Origin of the sequence: Streptomyces sp., from assembly GCF_019510245.1 — a bacterium.
GTDB lineage: Bacteria > Actinomycetota > Actinomycetes > Streptomycetales > Streptomycetaceae > Streptomyces.
This window is the reverse complement of record NZ_JAEKKT010000142.1, coordinates 59,361-75,891: the sequence shown is the minus strand read 5'-3', so window position 1 is coordinate 75,891 and position 16,531 is coordinate 59,361. Positions and strand designations below refer to the sequence as shown.

Below are 16,531 nucleotides of genomic sequence, written 5' to 3'. Positions count from 1 at the left end.
CCGCTGAGTAGGGTCCCCGTCCGATGGCAGGATAGGCCGTGAGCGATAGGATTGTGCCATGTCCGCCGACATCGACTTCCTGCCCGGCCGCCCGCACCGCGTCGTCGTGCTCGCCCTCGACGGGGTCTACCCGTTCGAGCTGGGGATCCCGAACCGGGTCTTTCCCTGCGTGCCTGGTGCCTACGACGTGGTGACCTGTGCGGCGAGCGCGGACCGTACGGTGACGACCAGCGCCGACTTCAGCGTCACCGTCGGGCACGGGCCCGAGGCGCTGGAGAGTGCGGACACCGTGGTCGTGCCGCCGTACGACATGGCGCGGATCACCCAGGAGCTGTCCGAGCCCGTCGCCGCCGCGCTGGCGCGGATCCGGCCCGGGGCCCGGATCGTCTCCATCTGCACGGGGGCGTTCGCGCTCGCGTCGGCCGGGATGCTCGACGGGCGGCCGGCGACGACGCACTGGGCGCTGGCGCCGCGGTTCCGGCGGATGTTCCCGCAGGTCGCCCTCGATCCCGACGTGCTGTTCATCGACGACGGGGACGTTCTGACCTCGGCCGGGGCCGCCTCCGGCATCGACGTGTGCCTGCACATCGTGCGCTCCGACCACGGCAGCGCGGTCGCCAACAGCGTGGCCCGGCAGTGTGTCGTACCGCCATGGCGGGACGGCGGCCAGGCGCAGTACATCGAACTGCCGGTGCCGGACGAGGGGGCCACGGGGACGGCGGCCACCCGGGCGTGGGCCCTGGAGAACCTGGAACGGCCGCTCGCGCTGCAGGAGCTGGCCGATCACGCCCGGATGAGCCGGCGCACCTTCGCCCGCCGGTTCCAGGAGGAGACGGGGACGAGCCCCGGGCGCTGGCTGATCCAGCAGCGGGTGCGGCGGGCCCGCGACCTCCTGGAGACCAGCGAGCTGTCGGTCGACCGCATCGCCGCCGAGGTCGGTTTCGCCACGGGCACGTCACTGCGGCAGCACCTGCACGCGGCGATCGGCGTCTCCCCGCAGGCCTACCGGAACACGTTCCGGGCCACGGCGGTGAGCAAGGCCTGAGCAGGGTCTCGCCCCGGCGCGGGGTCCCGTCACCGGGACGGGTCGCGCCGGGGCGAGCCGGGGCCGGGCGTGCGGCTACTTGCCGGGGCACTGCTTCCAGGCGAGGTGGTAGACGGTGCTGATCTCGCCGTCGGTGGAGTCCATGGTCATGAAGCTGACCTTGCCGGGGTTCGCGCTGCCGGCGTTCACGCGCAGCTCGGTGTTGATGTTGAAGTTGCGCTGGACCCCGCAGGGCGCCCAGACCAGCTGGGCCCAGTCGGTGGTGTCGGTGGCCTGCCAGTTGTCGTTGTAGGGGCCGGTGAAGGGGTGGCTGGCGGACGCGGTGTTCGAGGAGCCCTGGAAGTAGTACGAGGCCCGCTGGGTGCCGGTGGCGCCCGATTGGAGCGAGGCGAAGCCGCGGTAGTCGGCGCTGGCGATGGCGTAGGTGAAGCCGCCCGGCACGTGGACGACCAGGTTGAGCTGGCAGTTGCGCCGGAAGGCGGTGGGGTCGGAGTTGCCGCCGGCCTGGGCGAGGTAGTCGCTGTAGGTGACGGTGAAGGCCTCGTTGTCCTCGGACACGGCGACCGCGGTGGTGCCCGCCGGACAGCCGGAGCCGTTGACGGTGGCGACGGTGATGACGATCTTGTCCGGCGGCGGGTTGTCGAACACCGGTGACGACGAAGCGTTGGCCTGGGCGGGCAACCCGGCGGTGAGCAGCGCCGCGAGCGCTCCGCCGAGCAGGAGGCCTTGTCTCCTGGGTGCCATGGTTTCTCCAGTTCGGGTGATTCGAGTGGGGGGTTGCACCCGCGGTCCCCAAGGTTCAACTTTGAAGAAACTGTGCGTTTCCTGTGAAGACCGGGGCGCTCGAATCGTAGGAACCATGGCATGAACCGGTCAGGTCGAACTCCGGCCATTCACACCGCCGGATTTCACATGACGCCCAAGGCTCGCAAACTCAGTGGTTCAGGGGTTCTCCCAGGCCGCCGGTTCCGCCGCCAGCGCCCGGACCGGCTCCGGCAGGGCGTCCGCCGCGATGTCCGCCACCGTGACGCCCTCGAGGATCCTGCGGACGTTGGCGCGCAGCGCGATCCACAGGGGCAGCAGCGGCTGGGCGGTGCCGGTGTAGGCCAGCCCCGTCGGGCGTTCGCCGCGCACCGAGACGATCGGGCCGTCCACCGCGCGGATCAGGTCGGCCACGGTGATGGCGGACGCCTCCCGCGCCAGCCGGTAGCCGCCGCCCCCGCCCCGCCGGCTGTCGACGATCCCGGCGCGCCGGAGGTCACCCAGAATGCCCTCGAGGAACTTGTGCGGGATGTCCTGGGCGCCGGCGATCTCCTCCGCCTTCACGGGGGCCTCACCCTGCCGTACGGCGAGCTCCAGAACCGCCCGTACCGCGTAATCCGCTCGTGCCGAGATCCTCATGCGTCCATTGTGGAGCGTCCTCCCGTGGACAATGGCCGCACCCGCGCCCCGTAAGATCGCCCGGGAGGATCCCTTGGCGCTCAGCAGACGTACCTTCAGTGCCCTCGCCGGCTCGGCCGCGCTCGGTTTCGCCCTGGGCGGCAGCGGCGGCCCCGGGGCGCCCGCGGCCTACGCGGCACGCAGTGTGCCGACCGGCCCGGCACCGGCCGCGCCGAGAGCCGACGGACAGCGGCACACCATCGGCTACGACCACCACTCCCTCGTCGTCGACGGGCGGCGGCTGGTGGTCTGGTCCGGCGAGATGCACCCCTTCCGCCTCCCGAGCCCCTCCCTGTGGCGGGACGTCCTGGAGAAGATGCGGGCGCACGGCTACAACACCGTCAGCATCTACGTGGCGTGGAACTACCACTCCCCCGCGCCCGGGACGTACGACTTCACCGGCGTCCGCGACCTCGACCTGTTCCTGCGCACCGCCGCCGAGACCGGGCTGTACGTCATCGTCCGCCCCGGCCCCTACATCAACGCCGAGGTCGACGCCGGCGGCTTCCCCGGCTGGCTCACCGCCACCGAGGGCGCCGCCCGGGGCACCGACCCCACCTACCTCGGCCACGTCGACCAGTGGCTGACGGCCGTCAACCGCATCGTCCGCCGCCACCAGCACACCGACGGCGGCGGCACCGTCCTGCTCTACCAGATCGAGAACGAGTACGACGGCCACGTCACGGACCCCAGCGGCCCCGCCTACATGTCCCACCTCTACCGGAAGGTGCGGGCCGACGGCATCCACGTCCCCCTCTTCCACAACGACAAGGGCCGCAACGGCTACTGGATCCCCGGCTCCTTCGACACCGGCGGCGAGAAGGGCAAGTGGCTGTACGGCTTCGACGGCTACCCGTCGCCCTCCCAGCCCCCGCCGGACTGGGGCGACTTCGGGATCGGCGGCCTCAAGGGCGGCGCGACCGCGAGCCCGCGCACGCCCGGGTTCGTGCCGGAGTACGGGGGCGGCTGGTTCGACCCGTGGGGCGGCGTCGAGTTCGGCGGCAAGGGGTACGCCGAGTCCCGGCGCACCCGGGACGCGGCCTACGAACGCCGCTTCTACCTCACCAACCTCGCCAACGGCCTCACCCTCCACAACGTCTACATGACCTACGGCGGCACCACCTGGGGCTGGCTGCCGGCGCCGGTCGTCTACACGTCGTACGACTACGGCGCCGCCATCGACGAAGCCCGCAACGTCACCACGAAGATCGCGCCGATGCACCAGCTCGGCCACCTCCTGCAACGCGTCCCGGACTTCGCGAAGCTGGACCGCGCGGCCGACGTCCACGTGCCCGGGCTGAAGGCGTACCACCTCACCAACCCGGACACCCAGGCGCACGTCTACGTCCTGCGCAACGACGGCGCCGACGAGGTCACCTCCACGCTGCGGACCGCCGACGGCGACGACGTCGAGCTGACCGTCGCCGCCCACGACGCCAAGCTCGTCACCACCGGCCTCTCCCTCGGCAAGCGGAAGCTGCGCTACTGCACCGCCCAGCCGATGTTCGTGCTCACCGCGGGACGCCAGGACATCGCCCTGTTCACCGGCCGCCACGGCGAGATGGCGCACCTCGTGCTGGAGTGCCCGACCGAGCCGTTCGTGCAGCGCCTCGACGCCGAGGCGGCCTGGGTCTACGACCAGGGCGTCCTGCACGTCACCGCTCCGCTCGGGCAGGGCGGGCTCACCCGGGTCCTGGTCCAGCGCGGCGAGTCCGACACCCCGCTGCTCCTCCTCTTCGCCGACGACGCGACCTCCGTACGGCTGTTCCCGTACGACACCCCGTCCGGCACACTCCTGGTCTACGGCCCGGCACTGCTGCGCCACGCGAAGCTCGACGGGTCGGCGGTCCGGCTCACCGGGGACATCGTCGGGGCGAGCGGCGTGGAGGTCTGGGGGCCCCGCGGGATCACCTCGGTCACCTGGAACGGGCAGCCGGTACCGACGCGGGTGACCGTCTCGGAGAGCCTGGTCGCCCTGTCGGAGATGCCGGAGGCGCCGCGGCCTGCGCTGCCGGTCCTGGGAGGCTGGCGCCGGAAGACCGAGAACCCCGAGGCCGCGACCGGCTTCGACGACTCGGCGTGGACCGCCGCCGACCGGAAGACGTCGTTCAGCACGACGGCCGTCCCGGCGGGTCAGCCGGTGCTCTTCGCCGACGACTACGGCTTCCACTACGGGGACGTCTGGTACCGGGGGCGGGTGGAGGGCAGCATCGAGGACCTGGAGTCGGTCTCGCTCGCCTACAGCACGGGCACCCAGGGCATGCTGATGGCCTGGCTGGACGGGGTGCCGCTGGGCTCGCACCGGATGCCGGTGCCGGATGCGAAGACGGTACGCAAGGGGAGCTGGGCGGCCACCGCCGAGTTCTCCGCCGCAGCGCTGAAGAAGAAGCAGCGGAAGAAGCCGGGGCACGTGCTGTCCGTGCTGGTGCGGCGGATGCAGCACGACATGGACGGCGGGTCGCTGGACACGCACAAGGTGGCGCGCGGGCTGACGGCCGTCTCCTTCAAGGGGGTCTCGCCGAAGGTGAGCTGGCGGATCCAGGGGGCCGCGGCTCCCGATCCGGTGCGGGGGCCGCAGAACAACGGCGGGCTGTACGGGGAGCGGGAGGGCTGGCACCTGCCCGGTTTCGCGGACGAAGGGTGGGAGGAGGCCGCGCTTCCCCGCGCCGACAAGGGGATGGGGGTCACCTGGTACCGGACCGGGTTCCGGATGTCCGTGCCGGGTGGGGTGGACGCGTCGGTGGGGCTGGTGCTGGAGGACGATCCGGCGCGGGCCTATCGGGTGCAGATCTTCCTGAACGGGTGGAACCTCGGGCAGTACGTGAATGATGTGGGGCCGCAGCATACGTTCGTGCTGCCGAACGGGATTCTGCGGACCCGGGGTTCGAATACGTTGGCGTTGGCCGTGCTTTCGGATGGGACGAGTGAGGCAGGGCCGGGGGTTGTGCGGCTGGAGTTGCTTGGCAGTTCGGTCGGGGGAGTTTCCGTGGAGACGGTTCCGTCCCCCGGCCGTTGACTACGGGCTGTGTGTGATTGCTCGCGCAGTTCCTCCCCCAGCCTTCGGCCGGGGGTACCCCCAGCGCCCCTGACGGGGCGCGTTGCCCCCTACGCCAGTCGGATCACATTCCAGGACAAGGGTTCGAGAACGGCCGTCAGGGTGCCCTCGGTCAGTGTCGTGCCCTTGGCCGGATGCGGGGTCACTCGGTCCGGGTCCGCCAAGGTGTTGCGGGCGTCGGGGTTCTCGTCCGACAGCACGCTGTGTTCCGTGACCTGTGTCAGGCCGAGGCCGCCCACGGCCACTTCCAGGGGCAGCTGCTCCGTCCGGCTGCGGTTCACGGCGAAGACGGTGACCGTGCCGTCGTCGGCGCGGACGGCGGTGGCGTGCAGCAGGTCGGTCTCGCCGTACTTCTTCGTCTCGTGGGTCGGGGAGTCGACCCGGACGTCCAGGACCCGGCCCCTGCCGTACCGCGACGCCTGCGCGAAGGGGAAGAACGTCGTCTGGCGCCAGGCCGGGCCGCCGGGCTCGGTCAAGATCGGGGCGATGACGTTGACCAGCTGGGCCAGGCAGGCGACCGTGACGCGGTCGGCGTGGCGGAGCAGCGCGATGAGGAGGGAGCCGAAGACCACCGCGTCCAGGACGCTGTAGTTGTCCTCCAGGAGGCGGGGCGCCTCGGCCCAGTCCCGCGCGGCGGAGTTCTCGATCTCGTGCCACCTCGACGTGTACCAGACGTTCCACTCGTCGAAGGAGAGGTTGATCTTCTTCTTCGACTTCAGCCTGGCGCCCACGTGGTCACAGGTGGCGACCACGTTCTCGATGAAGGACTCCATGTCGACGGCCGAGGCCAGGAAGGAGTCGAGGTCGCCGTCGTGGGGCTCGTAGTAGGCGTGCAGGGAGATGTAGTCGACCAGGTCGTACGCCTCCGCGAGGACCGTCGCCTCCCACTCCGCGAAGGTCGGCATGGACTGGCTGGAGGAACCGCAGGCGACCAGTTCCACGGACGGGTCCATCTGACGCATGGCGCGGGCGGTCTCGGCGGCGATGCGGCCGTATTCCTCGGCGGTCTTGTGTCCGGTCTGCCAGGGGCCGTCCATCTCGTTGCCCAGACACCAGACCTTGATGCCGAAGGGGTCCTTGTCGCCGTGCGCGGCGCGGAGGTCGGAGAGGGCCGTCCCGGAGGGGTGGTTGGCGTACTCCTGGAGTTCCAGGGCCTCCGCCACGCCCCGCGTGCCGAGGTTGATCGCCATCATGGGCTCGGCCTGCGGGCCGACCTTCTTCAGGAAGGCGATGTATTCGGAGAGGCCGAAGCGGTTGGTCTCGGTCGACCGCCAGGCGAGGTCCAGGCGCCGGGGGCGGTCCTCGACCGGGCCGACCGAGTCCTCCCACTTGTAGCCGGAGACGAAGTTGCCGCCGGGGTAGCGGATGGTGGTGACGCCGAGTTCGCGGACGAGGTCGAGGACGTCCGTGCGGAGGCCTTCGGCGTCGGCCGTGGGGTGGGTCGGCTCGTAGATGCCGGTGTAGACGCAGCGGCCTAGGTGCTCGACGAAGGAGCCGAAGAGGCGGGGGTTGACTTCGCCGGTGGTGAAGGCGGGGTCGAGGGTGAAGCGGGCGGTGCGCAATGTTCGCCTTTCGGGGTGGGTGCCTTGTGTTTCATGGGCGGGTGCGGATGCGTTGTGGCTGGTCGCGCAGTTCCTCCCCGAGCCTTCGGCCGGGGGTACCCCCAGCGCCCCTAAAGGGGCACTGGCCAGCCGTCCTTTGTCCAGTTCAGGGGGTTGAGCCCGAGCTTTGGTGTGCCGTTGTCGTCGGCGTCGTAGTAGTGGTAGGCCAGCCACGTCTTGCCGTGGGCGCGGAAGGTGGACTCGCCGCCGGGGCCGATGTAGCGGCCGTGGGAGGCGAGGAGGAGGTCGCCGCCGCCCTCCAGCATCGGTGTGCCCGTGCTGTCCACGTACGGGCCCGTCACCGTCGTCGAGCGGCCCACCCTGATCCTGTACGTCGAGTTCACGCCTGCGCAACAGGCGTCGTAGGAGGCGAAGAGGTAGTAGTAGCGGCCGTGGTGGAGGATCGACGCGCCTTCGACGGCGTAGGGGGCGTCCGGGCGGGTGGCCAGGTGGGCGACCGGGGCGCCCGGTACCGCCTTGCCCGTCCTGCGGTCGAGTTCGACCATGCGGATGCCCGTCCAGTACGAGCCGAAGGCCATCCACAGCTTGCCGTCGGCTCGGACGAGCGCCGGGTCGATGGCGTTCCAGGAGTCGGTGGTGGCCGAGGTGAAGGCGGGGCCGTGGTCGGTCCAGGTGCCGGGGAGGCCGGTCGGGGAGGTGGCGACGCCGATCGCGGAGTGGTTGGTGCCCCAGGAGGAGACGGCGTAGTAAAGCCAGTAGCGGCCGTCGCGGTAGGAGAGGTCGGGGGCCCAGGGGTCGGCGGTGGAGCTGTAGTCGTACCACCAGCTGGGGGGTGCGGTGAACGCGTTGCCCGCGTCGGTCCAGTCGCGGAGGTTCGTGGAGAGGCGGGCGCCGATGATGCCGCCGGTGGAGTAGGCGACGTCCTGGCCGTTCCCGAGCTGGTGGACGGTGGGGTCATGGATGATCTGCTGGCCGGTCAGGGGCAGCGGGTCGGGGTAGGTGACGTCGGCGGTCGCGGTGGTGGGGAGGAGGGCGACGGCCGCGGCCGCGAGCAGGGCGGCGAGTCTGGGGAAGCGCTTCAACTCCGGCTCCTCACTGGCCGGCCAGGCCCGTGTGGGCCACGCCGCGCACGATCTGGCTCTGGAAGAAGACGAACACGATGATCAGCGGGAGGCCCGCGATCAGGCCGCCGGCCATCAGCTGCGGCCAGACGATGCCGAAGGCGTTCTGCACGGTCGCGATGCCGTTCGGCATCGTCATCAGGTCCGGGTTGTTGGTCACCATGTACGGCCACAGGAAGTTGTTCCAGGAGGCGATGAAGGTGAAGATGCCGACCGCCGAGAGGGACGGCTTGGAGAGGGGGAGGACGATCGTGAAGAAGATGCGCCAGCGGCCGGCGCCGTCGATGAAGGCGGCCTCCTCCAGTTCCTTGGGGAGCGACTGGAAGAACTTGTAGAGGATGTAGACCATCGCGGCCGGGGCGCACTGGGGGAGGATCATGCCCCAGTAGGTGTCCACCATGCCGAGCGACTGGACCGTGGTGAAGAGCGGGACGCCGAGGATGGCCGGGGAGAACATCAGGCCCGCCATGGTGACCGAGAGCAGGGCGCCCTTGCCGCGGAACTCCGTGCGGGCGAAGCCGTATCCGGCGAGGGACGCGACGAGCAGCACGACGAAGGTGACGCAGACCGAGACGACGACCGAGTTGACGAACCAGTTGGGGATGTTGCCGGCGTCGAAGATGCCCTTCCAGGAGTCCCAGGTGAGGTGGTCCGGGATCCAGTGCGGAGAGGCGACCGACTCGGTCGAGGTCTTGAGCGAGGTCGACAGGGCCCAGAAGAGGGGGGCGATCCAGACCAGGGAGAGGCCGGCGGCGACGATCGTGAGGGCGATCTGGGCCGGGGTCCAGGTGGAGCGCGGTTTGCGCAGGACGGGGGGCGTGGTGCTGGTCATCGGGTGGCCTCCTCGCGGGTGCGCAGCAGCCACATGCGGGCCAGGGCGACGGCGGCGATGATGATGAAGAGGATCATGGAGATCGCGGAGGCGTAGCCCACGCGGTAGCTGGTGAAGCCCTGCTCGATCATGTACTGGACGAAGGTCCGGGTGGAGTTCTCGGGGCCCGAACCGAACTGGAACATGATGACGACCTGGTCGTAGACCTGGAGCGAGGCCAGTATCTGGAGCGCGATGACCAGGCCGGTGATGTTGCGCAGGTTCGGGACCGTGATGTGGATCATGCGCTGGAGGGCGCCCGCGCCGTCCAGCTCGGCCGCCTCGTAGAGGTGCTGGGGGATGTTCTGGAGGGCGGCCAGGTAGAGGAGGAAGGAGAAGCCGACGGTCCACCACAGGGTGGCGACGACGCTCGCGAGCAGGGCCGTGGACTTCTGGGTGAGCCAGGGGGTGTCGAGGCCGAGCGTGTGGTTGACCAGGCCGTTGACCGGCTGGAAGAGCCACCACCAGAGGTTGGCGACGACGGCCGACGGGAGCAGGAACGGGGCGAAGAAGCAGAACCGCCACAGCCACTTGAAGTGGACGGTGTGGTGGGCGATCAGCGCCATCAGGAGCGCCATGACGACGATCAGCGGAACCACCCAGAGGGTGAACTTGACGCTGTGCCACAGGGACTGCCAGACCAGGTCGTCCTGGAGGGCCTCGCGGTAGTTGTCCAGGCCGATGAAGCTGGTGTGGTCGCCGGAGATGTTGGCGTCGGTGAAGGAGAGATACAGCCCCCGGACGATGGGGACGAGGACGAAGAGGCCGTAGAGGACGAAGAACGGGGTGACGAACCAGCCGCCGTGCTGGAGGCGGCGGCCCCAGCGCAGGCGCAGGGTGTCGGCGCCGGTGGCGGTGCGGGCCGCGCGGGTGGCGGCGGGGATGGCCGTGGTGGAGGCGGTGGAGCTCATGCGCCGGCTCCCTTCAGCTCCTGGGCGGCGGTCTTGCCGTCCATCGGGTTCTTCGAGGCGAGCAGGGCCTCCAGGGCGCTCTTCATGGCGCGGGCGGTGGCCTCGGGCTTGGTGGAGCCGAGGTTGGAGCCGGCGATGAGGGGGCCGACCCGCTTGGAGAGGGTGCCGGTGGAGCCGGCGAACCAGATGTGCGGCTCGGTGGCGAGGTGCTGCATGGCGTCCTGGGAGTACTCGCGCTGCGGCGAGAGCTTCGTGTACGCCGGGTCCTTGAAGGTCGGCAGATAGGCGGGCACGTGGCCGCCCTGGGCCCAGGTGGCCGCGTTCTTCACCAGGTAGGCGGCGAGCGCGTAGGCGCCCTCGTTCGCGGCGCCGCCGCGGTCGGCCTGGTGGGGCAGGACGAAGGAGTGCGACTCGGCGTGGGTGCCGGGGGTGCCGAAGACGGGCGGCAGCGGGGTCGCGCCGTAGTCGAGCTTCGCGGGGGTGTAGACCGGGACCGACCAGTCGCCCTCCCAGACGAAGGGGGCCCCGGCCAGGAACATCGCGGCGTCGTCGGAACCCGCGATCGCGTAGCCGTCGGTGACGTGCTTGCGGAAGAACTCCAGGACCCGGGTGGCCTTGTCGGTGTCGAAGACGACGCCGCTCTGGTCGGCGTCGAAGTAGCCGCCGCCGAGCTGCTGGTAGAAGGCGACGAAGAACCACCAGGAGAAGTTCTGGTCGTTGGCGTGCATGCCGAGGGTCTGCAGGCCGCCCTTGAGCTTGGACTTGGCGGCCTTGAGCATGGCGAACCAGTCGTCCTCGGAGGTGGCGTGCGGGAGCCGGCCGTCCGCGTCGAGCAGGCCCGCCTTCCGGCAGACGTCCTTGCGGTAGAAGTTCAGCTGGACGTGGACGTCCAGGGGCAGGGCGTACAACTGGCCGCCGACGAGGCCGCGTTTCCACAGGGTGGGGTTGAAGTCGGCCTCGCGGAGCCCGTGTTCGGCGAGCTTGCCGATGTCCCAGGGGTCGAGGAGGCGCCCCGGCGCGAAGCCGGTGACCCGGCCCTGGTGCATGACGGCCAGGTCGGGGGCGCGGTTGCCGGCGGCCGCCATGGCGAGCTTGGTGTAGTACGGGTCGCCCCACGTGAGCGTGGACGCCTTGACGTCCGTGTCCGGGTGGGCCGCGTGGAAGGCGTCCACCATGGCCTGCATGTTGGCGCCGTCGCCGCCGGAGAAGAGGTTCCAGTAGCGGACGCGGGTGCGCGCGCTCGATGTCAGTGCGTCGGCGCCGGTGCCGAGGGCCGCGAAGCCGAAGCTCGCCGCCACCGCCAGCCCGCCCGCCGTGCCCAGTAGTTGCCTGCGCCTGAGGCCAGGTCGTCCCATTGCCTGCCCTTACCTTCGGGATCCGTCGTACTCGCCCGTGATCCTTGTTCGAAATATCGGCTCCTGCTCGTAACTTCGAACGGGACCGTAAAATCGAAGCGCTTGCGCGTCAATGGGTCGCGCGTGACTTTCCTGCACCGGGCAGTTGTTGTCATCTGAACCACCGCTCGAACCGGCGGCCCCTGATGGCATGACGCGGACACATCCGGCCGCGTAGTCTCGGACGGGCCGACGCAGCGCGGTGACCGCCGTCGGGGCGGTGTGAAGGGGGAGCGATGGACTTGGCCGGCGCGCGGCACCGGTGGGCCGGGATCGCCGCGGGGCTGCGGCGGTCCCGGCCGGCCGTGGGGCTGCGGCGGTCCCGGGCGAACGCGCGGATGCGCCGGCTCGCCGCCGACCTCACCGCCGCCGTCCGCGCCAGACCCAAGAGGCCGGCCGGGGTGAGGGAGTTGTGCCGGGCGCTGTGCGACGAGATGAGCCGCGGCCGCGAGGGCCGGCCCGTCGAGCTGCGTTTCGAACGGTTCCCCGACGAGATCGAGGTCACCGGACTGTGGGTGGAGTTCCAGGACTTCGACCTGGTGATCGTCGAGGAGCGGGCCGAGGCCGTACAGCAACTGGTCATCCTGGGCCATGAGCTGTGGCACCTGCACGCGCGTCACACGCACCACCACGCGGCCGCGGCGAACGCCCTCGCCGGACGGCCCGACTGGAACTCCGTCGCCCTGACCGTGGCCGCCCGCGACGGCTCCCGGGAGACCGACGAGGCCGAGGCCGACGACTTCGGGCACCGGCTCGCGGCCGCGCTGCGGCCCTTCCTGCCCGGACGGGGCGGGGAGACCGCGCCCGACCCGGTCCAGCGGTCACTCGGCTACCGCGGACGGGAAGGCGGACCGCGGTGACGTACTCCCTGTCGGCCGAGGGCCCGACCGCGTTCTTCACCGGTCTGTACGTCTCCTTCTGGCTGCCGGGCCTCGTGCTCACCGCCGCCCTGGTGATCAAGCTGCCCAGCATCCTCAAACTCTGGCGGGACCCGCTGCTGCGCGCCGTCGGCGGCCTGCTGCTGTTCGCCTGCGCGGTGTTCGCCTTCGCCGCTCCGGCCACCATCGCCTGGACGAACCGGGTCACCGGCGTGCCGAACGTCTCGGCGCCCCTGGTGTACTCCCTGATCACCGCGCTGTCCGCGTCCTGGCTGCTGCTGGTCGTGCACTGGCGCAACGGCCACACCGACCGCCGGGCGCAGACCCGGCGCGCGACCCGCTGGGTGGTCTGCGTCTACGCGGCCGTGGTCGTCGCCCTGTGGGTGCTGTTCGCGCTCGCGGACGTGCCCGTGGAACAGGTCCGGAACCTGGACACGTACTACGCCGGTACGCCGTTCATGCGCGAGGAGATCCTGCTGTACCTCCTCGCCCACACCGTGGCCTGTGCGATCACCACCCGGCTGGTGTGGAACTGGATCCGCACCGACGGCCTCGACGCCTGGCTGCGCTGGGGACTCAGGTTCCTGGGGATCGGCTTCGCGACGAACCTGGTCTTCAGCGCGGCCAAGTTCACGGCCGTGGTGGCCCGCTGGACCGGTCACGACCTTGACTGGCTGAACACCAACATCGCGCCGTCGGCCGCCTGCATCGCCGCCACGCTCGTCGCGATCGGCTTCATCGTCCCGCACGCCGGGCAGTACTTCCACGACCGCTGGCTGCTGCGCCGCCGGCACCGCGCCCTGAAGCCGCTCGCCCGGCTGGTGCGGACCGTCACGGGCGACCGTGAACCGCTCGCCCTGCGCGCCACCGCCGAGATGCGCCTGATCCGCCGCGAGACGTACATCCGGGACGCGCTCCTGCAACTGTCCCGGTTCCTCGACGAGAAGCTGCGCGGCCGGGCCTACGACGCCGCTCTCGCCCTCGGCCACGAACCCGGCCGGGCCCGGTCCCTCGCCGCCGCCGTGACGATCCTCGAGGCCGTCGGAAGCGGACGGCACGCCCGGGAGGACGGCGGCACGGGCGAGACCGACACCTCGTACCTGCTCCAGGAGATCCAGGCCGTCTCCGAGGTCCTGGGCCACTCCGACGAGATCACGGCGGTACGCACCCGTGCGACCGTCCCGGCAGAGAGCATGTCCGCGCATGAGTGAACGTCCCTCCCCCGCCAGAGCCGCCGTGGTCCTGGGGGGATCACACACCGGCATGCTCGCGGCCCGGGCCCTGGCCGGCCTCGCCGACCGGGTCGTCGTCGTGGAACGCGACGAACTGCCCGTGACGGCCGCTCCCCGCAGGGGACTTCCGCAGGCCCGGCACGCCCACATGCTCTGGTCGGGCGGCGTACGGGCGATGGAGGAACTGCTGCCGGGCGTCACCGCGGCGCTCCTGGACGCCGGTGCGCGCCGGGCCCCGGTCACCACGGACATGGTCGCCCTCTCGGCACAGGGCTGGTTCCGCCGCTGGCCCGAGTCCCACCACGTGCTCCTGGCCGGCCGGGACCTGCTGGACGCGACGGTCCGCGCGCGGGTCCTCGCCGACGGACACGTCGAGGTGCTCGGGGGCACCGAGGTGCTCGGACTCACGGGCGGCGCGGCGGCGGTCACCGGGGTGCGGGTGCGGGACCGCGACGGCCGGGAGCGGACCGTCGGGGCGGACCTGGTCGTCGACGCCACCGGCCGGGGTTCCGGAGCCCCCCGCTGGCTCGCGGCCCTCGGGCTGCCCGCGCCGGAGCGGCGCGAGGTCGACACCGGCCTCGCCTACGCCAGCCGGCTCTACCTCGCACCCGAGCAGGCCCGGGCCGGCTTCCCGGTGATCAACGTGCAGCCGGACCCGCGGGACGGCGGCCCCGGCCGGGCGGGCTTCCTGCTGCCCATCGAGAACGGCCGCTGGATCGTCACCCTCAACGGCACCCGCGGAGGCGAACCGACGTCCTCCGCCGACGACTTCGTCCCGTTCGCCCGCGACCGGCTGCGGCACCCCCTCATCGGCGAGCTGCTCGCGCAGGCCGAGCCGCTGTCCGACGTCGCCGTCACCCGCGCCACCGTCAACCGCCGGTACTTCTACGAACGCATGCGTGCCTGGCCCGACAACTTCACGGTCCTCGGCGACGCCCTGGCCGCGTACAACCCCGTCTACGGCCACGGACTGGCCGTGGGCGCGCAGAGCTCCCTGCTGCTGCGGGACCTGACCCGGCGCCACGGACTCGGCACGCCTGGCCTGTCCCGGCGCGTCCAGAAGGCGGTCGCCCGGCCGGTCGGAGCGGCCTGGGACCTCGCCATCGGGCAGGACGTGTTATATCCGGGCGCGACGGAGAACGGGCCGACGGCCCGGGACCGGATCCTGTCCGCCTACGTGTCCCGGCTCATGTACACGGCCACGGGCAACGGCCGCATCGCCCGCCGCGTCACGGACGTGACCTCACTGGAACGCCGCGCGGAGGTCCTCCTGACCCCCTCCGTCCTCCTGGCGGCCCTGGCGGGCCCCCTGAAGCCGGCCCTGACCGGCCCACCGCTGACGGCCGAGGAGCTGAAGAGAGCCGGCTTGCAGTAGCGCCCCATGGGGGCGCGGGGAACTGCGCGACCAGCCACGACGATGCCGCAGACGGTCTGCTGCCTGGCGCGGCAGGGCCGTCGTTCACCTGCGGGCGCGTGGGGGCTGGGCGCGCAGTTCTCCGCGCCCCTTGCGGGGCGCTCAGCCTTGAAACGCCGGTTGGGCAATGCCCTTGCCCGCGCCCGGGATCACCAGGAGGGAGCCCGCCGTCGGGTGCGGGCGGTCGAGGCCCACGCGGGCCGTCGTGACGTACAGGTCGGTCAGATCGGCGCCCCCGAACGCGCACGCCGTCGTGAGCGTGGCGGGGAGGCTGATGACGCGGTCCAGCTCGCCCGTCGGCGTGTAGCGGCGTACCGCCGCCCCGCCCCACAGCGCCACCCACACACAGCCGTCCGCGTCGACCGTGAGGCCGTCGGGGAAGCCGGCGCCCTCCTCGATCGTCACCAGCGGGCGGCGGTCGACGGGGAGTCCGTCGGCACAGTCGAAGACGTCCACCCGGCGGGTCGGCGTGTCGACGTAGTAGACGAGGCGGCCGTCCGGGCTCCAGCCCGTGCCGTTGCTGACCGTCACGTCCGGCAGCAGCGTCGTCACCGTGCCGTCGGGTGCCACCCGGGAGAGCGTGCCGCCCCCGGTCTTCTCGTCGTAGCGCATCGTGCCGGCCCACAGGGAGCCGTCGGGGGCGACGGCCGCGTCATTGGCGCGGCGGCCGGGGACCGGCTCGCGGTGCAGCCAGCGGAACGTGCCGTCGGGGTCGAGGAGTCCCACGCCGTCCCGGAGGTTGAGGACCAGGCCGCCGCCCGCGCGCGGCTTGACCGCGCCGACGTGCTGGTCGGTGGTGCGGATCGTGCGCCGGCCGGTGGCCGGGTCGTACGTGTGGACGCGGGAACCCAGGATGTCGATCCATATCAGGCGGCCCGTCGCCGCGTCCCAGGTCGGGCCCTCGCCGAGGGTCGCCTCCGCCGCCACCGCGACCTCGTACGCCGTCGTCGTCATGCCACGCTCCGGTGCCCGAGGCGCTCGGAGAGCTCGGCCGCACCCTTGGCCGCGAGCTGCTCCAGCTCGCCGCGGCGCTCGTCGCTCCAGCGGATCATCGGGACGGAGATGGACAGCGCCGCGACCACCTGGCCGGTGCGGTCGCGGACCGGCGCGGCGACGCAGGAGACGTCCGGGTTGGACTCCCGGCTCTCCACCGCGATGCCGCGCGCGCGGATCTCCGTGAGGGCCTCGCGCAGGGCGCCCGGCTCGGTGATGCTGTTCGGGGTCATCGCGACGAGGCCGGCGTCGTCGGGGATGCGCGCGGTCAGCTCCGGCTCCGGCAGCGAGGCCAGCAGCATCTTGCCGACCGAGGTGCAGTGGGCGGGCAGCCGGCGGCCGGCGGCCGAGACCATGCGGACCGCGTGCGTGGAGTCGACCTTGGCGATGTAGATGACGTCGGTGCCTTCGAGGATCGCCACGTGGACGGTCTCGTCGCAGGTCTCGGCGACGGACCGGGCGACCTGCTGGCCCTCGGCGGCGAGGTCGAGCTGCTCCGCGTACCGGCTGCCGAGCTGGTACGGACGGACGCCGAGCCGGTAACGTCCGGGCTGTCCGGGTACGGGCACGATGTACGACCGGGCGGAGAGCGTGGTCACCAGCTCGTGCACGGTG

14 protein-coding genes are annotated in these 16,531 nt (G+C 71.5%); 5 read left to right on the top strand and 9 right to left on the bottom strand.

Annotation, left to right across the window (positions count from 1 at the left end; genetic code table 11):
- The first annotated feature begins 58 nt into the window (after positions 1–58).
- On the top strand, positions 59–1,045 hold the full coding sequence (locus JF597_RS23810) for a helix-turn-helix domain-containing protein (protein ID WP_293998181.1): 987 nt from the start codon (positions 59–61) through the stop codon (positions 1,043–1,045).
- Between the two features lie 75 nt (positions 1,046–1,120).
- On the opposite strand, the gene JF597_RS23805 is transcribed toward JF597_RS23810, so the two are convergent.
- Both JF597_RS23805 and JF597_RS23800 read right to left on the bottom strand, forming a co-directional pair.
- The gene (locus JF597_RS23805; protein ID WP_293998178.1) at positions 1,121–1,789 is read right to left on the bottom strand and encodes a DUF4360 domain-containing protein; all 669 of its coding nucleotides are present in this window, start codon (positions 1,787–1,789) and stop codon (positions 1,121–1,123) included.
- Positions 1,790–1,987: 198 nt separating this feature from the next.
- The gene (locus JF597_RS23800) at positions 1,988–2,446 is read right to left on the bottom strand and encodes an Rrf2 family transcriptional regulator (protein ID WP_293998175.1); all 459 of its coding nucleotides are present in this window, start codon (positions 2,444–2,446) and stop codon (positions 1,988–1,990) included.
- A gap of 73 nt (positions 2,447–2,519) precedes the next feature.
- On the opposite strand from JF597_RS23800, the gene JF597_RS23795 reads away from it, so the two are divergent.
- Complete coding sequence (locus JF597_RS23795; protein ID WP_293998172.1) at positions 2,520–5,501, top strand: beta-galactosidase; 2,982 nt, start codon at positions 2,520–2,522, stop codon at positions 5,499–5,501.
- 89 nt (positions 5,502–5,590) lie between these two features.
- Here the strand turns inward: JF597_RS23795 and JF597_RS23790 are convergent, their stop codons facing one another.
- The 5 genes from JF597_RS23790 to JF597_RS23770 form a co-directional block, all read right to left on the bottom strand.
- Entirely contained in the window at positions 5,591–7,102 is a 1,512-nt protein-coding gene (locus JF597_RS23790) for an alpha-N-arabinofuranosidase (RefSeq protein WP_293998168.1), read from the bottom strand.
- A gap of 110 nt (positions 7,103–7,212) precedes the next feature.
- On the bottom strand, positions 7,213–8,184 hold the full coding sequence (locus JF597_RS23785; RefSeq protein WP_293998165.1) for an arabinan endo-1,5-alpha-L-arabinosidase: 972 nt from the start codon (positions 8,182–8,184) through the stop codon (positions 7,213–7,215).
- A gap of 10 nt (positions 8,185–8,194) precedes the next feature.
- Positions 8,195–9,055 (bottom strand): carbohydrate ABC transporter permease, encoded by an 861-nt coding sequence (locus tag JF597_RS23780; RefSeq protein ID WP_293998162.1) that lies wholly within the window; start codon positions 9,053–9,055, stop codon positions 8,195–8,197.
- Positions 9,052–10,005 carry a carbohydrate ABC transporter permease gene (locus tag JF597_RS23775; protein WP_293998159.1) on the bottom strand — a complete coding sequence of 318 codons (954 nt, stop codon included), beginning with the start codon at positions 10,003–10,005 and terminating at the stop codon, positions 9,052–9,054. Before JF597_RS23775 ends, JF597_RS23780 begins: the two co-directional genes overlap by 4 nt.
- Positions 10,002–11,360 carry an extracellular solute-binding protein gene (locus JF597_RS23770; protein ID WP_293998156.1) on the bottom strand — a complete coding sequence of 453 codons (1,359 nt, stop codon included), beginning with the start codon at positions 11,358–11,360 and terminating at the stop codon, positions 10,002–10,004. Before JF597_RS23770 ends, JF597_RS23775 begins: the two co-directional genes overlap by 4 nt.
- Before the next feature lie 275 nt (positions 11,361–11,635).
- Here JF597_RS23770 and JF597_RS23765 point away from each other — a divergent pair, with 275 nt between their 5' ends.
- Genes JF597_RS23765 through JF597_RS23755 form a run of 3 tightly spaced genes read left to right on the top strand, consistent with a single transcriptional unit; the run spans position 11,636 to position 14,884 of the window.
- A complete protein-coding gene (locus tag JF597_RS23765; RefSeq protein WP_293998153.1) occupies positions 11,636–12,259 on the top strand; it encodes a toxin-antitoxin system, toxin component family protein in 624 nt (207 codons plus the stop codon).
- Positions 12,256–13,488, top strand: a complete 1,233-nt coding sequence (locus JF597_RS23760; RefSeq protein ID WP_293998150.1) for an MAB_1171c family putative transporter — start codon at positions 12,256–12,258, stop codon at positions 13,486–13,488. Before JF597_RS23765 ends, JF597_RS23760 begins: the two co-directional genes overlap by 4 nt.
- Positions 13,481–14,884 carry an FAD-dependent monooxygenase gene (locus JF597_RS23755; protein ID WP_293998147.1) on the top strand — a complete coding sequence of 468 codons (1,404 nt, stop codon included), beginning with the start codon at positions 13,481–13,483 and terminating at the stop codon, positions 14,882–14,884. The genes JF597_RS23760 and JF597_RS23755 overlap by 8 nt, the downstream gene beginning before the upstream one ends.
- 141 nt (positions 14,885–15,025) lie before the next feature.
- Here the strand turns inward: JF597_RS23755 and JF597_RS23750 are convergent, their stop codons facing one another.
- Both JF597_RS23750 and JF597_RS23745 read right to left on the bottom strand, forming a co-directional pair.
- A complete protein-coding gene (locus tag JF597_RS23750; protein ID WP_293998144.1) occupies positions 15,026–15,877 on the bottom strand; it encodes an SMP-30/gluconolactonase/LRE family protein in 852 nt (283 codons plus the stop codon).
- On the bottom strand, positions 15,874–16,531 hold a 658-nt coding region (locus JF597_RS23745; protein ID WP_293998142.1), incomplete at its 5' end, for an IclR family transcriptional regulator. The genes JF597_RS23745 and JF597_RS23750, both read right to left, overlap by 4 nt.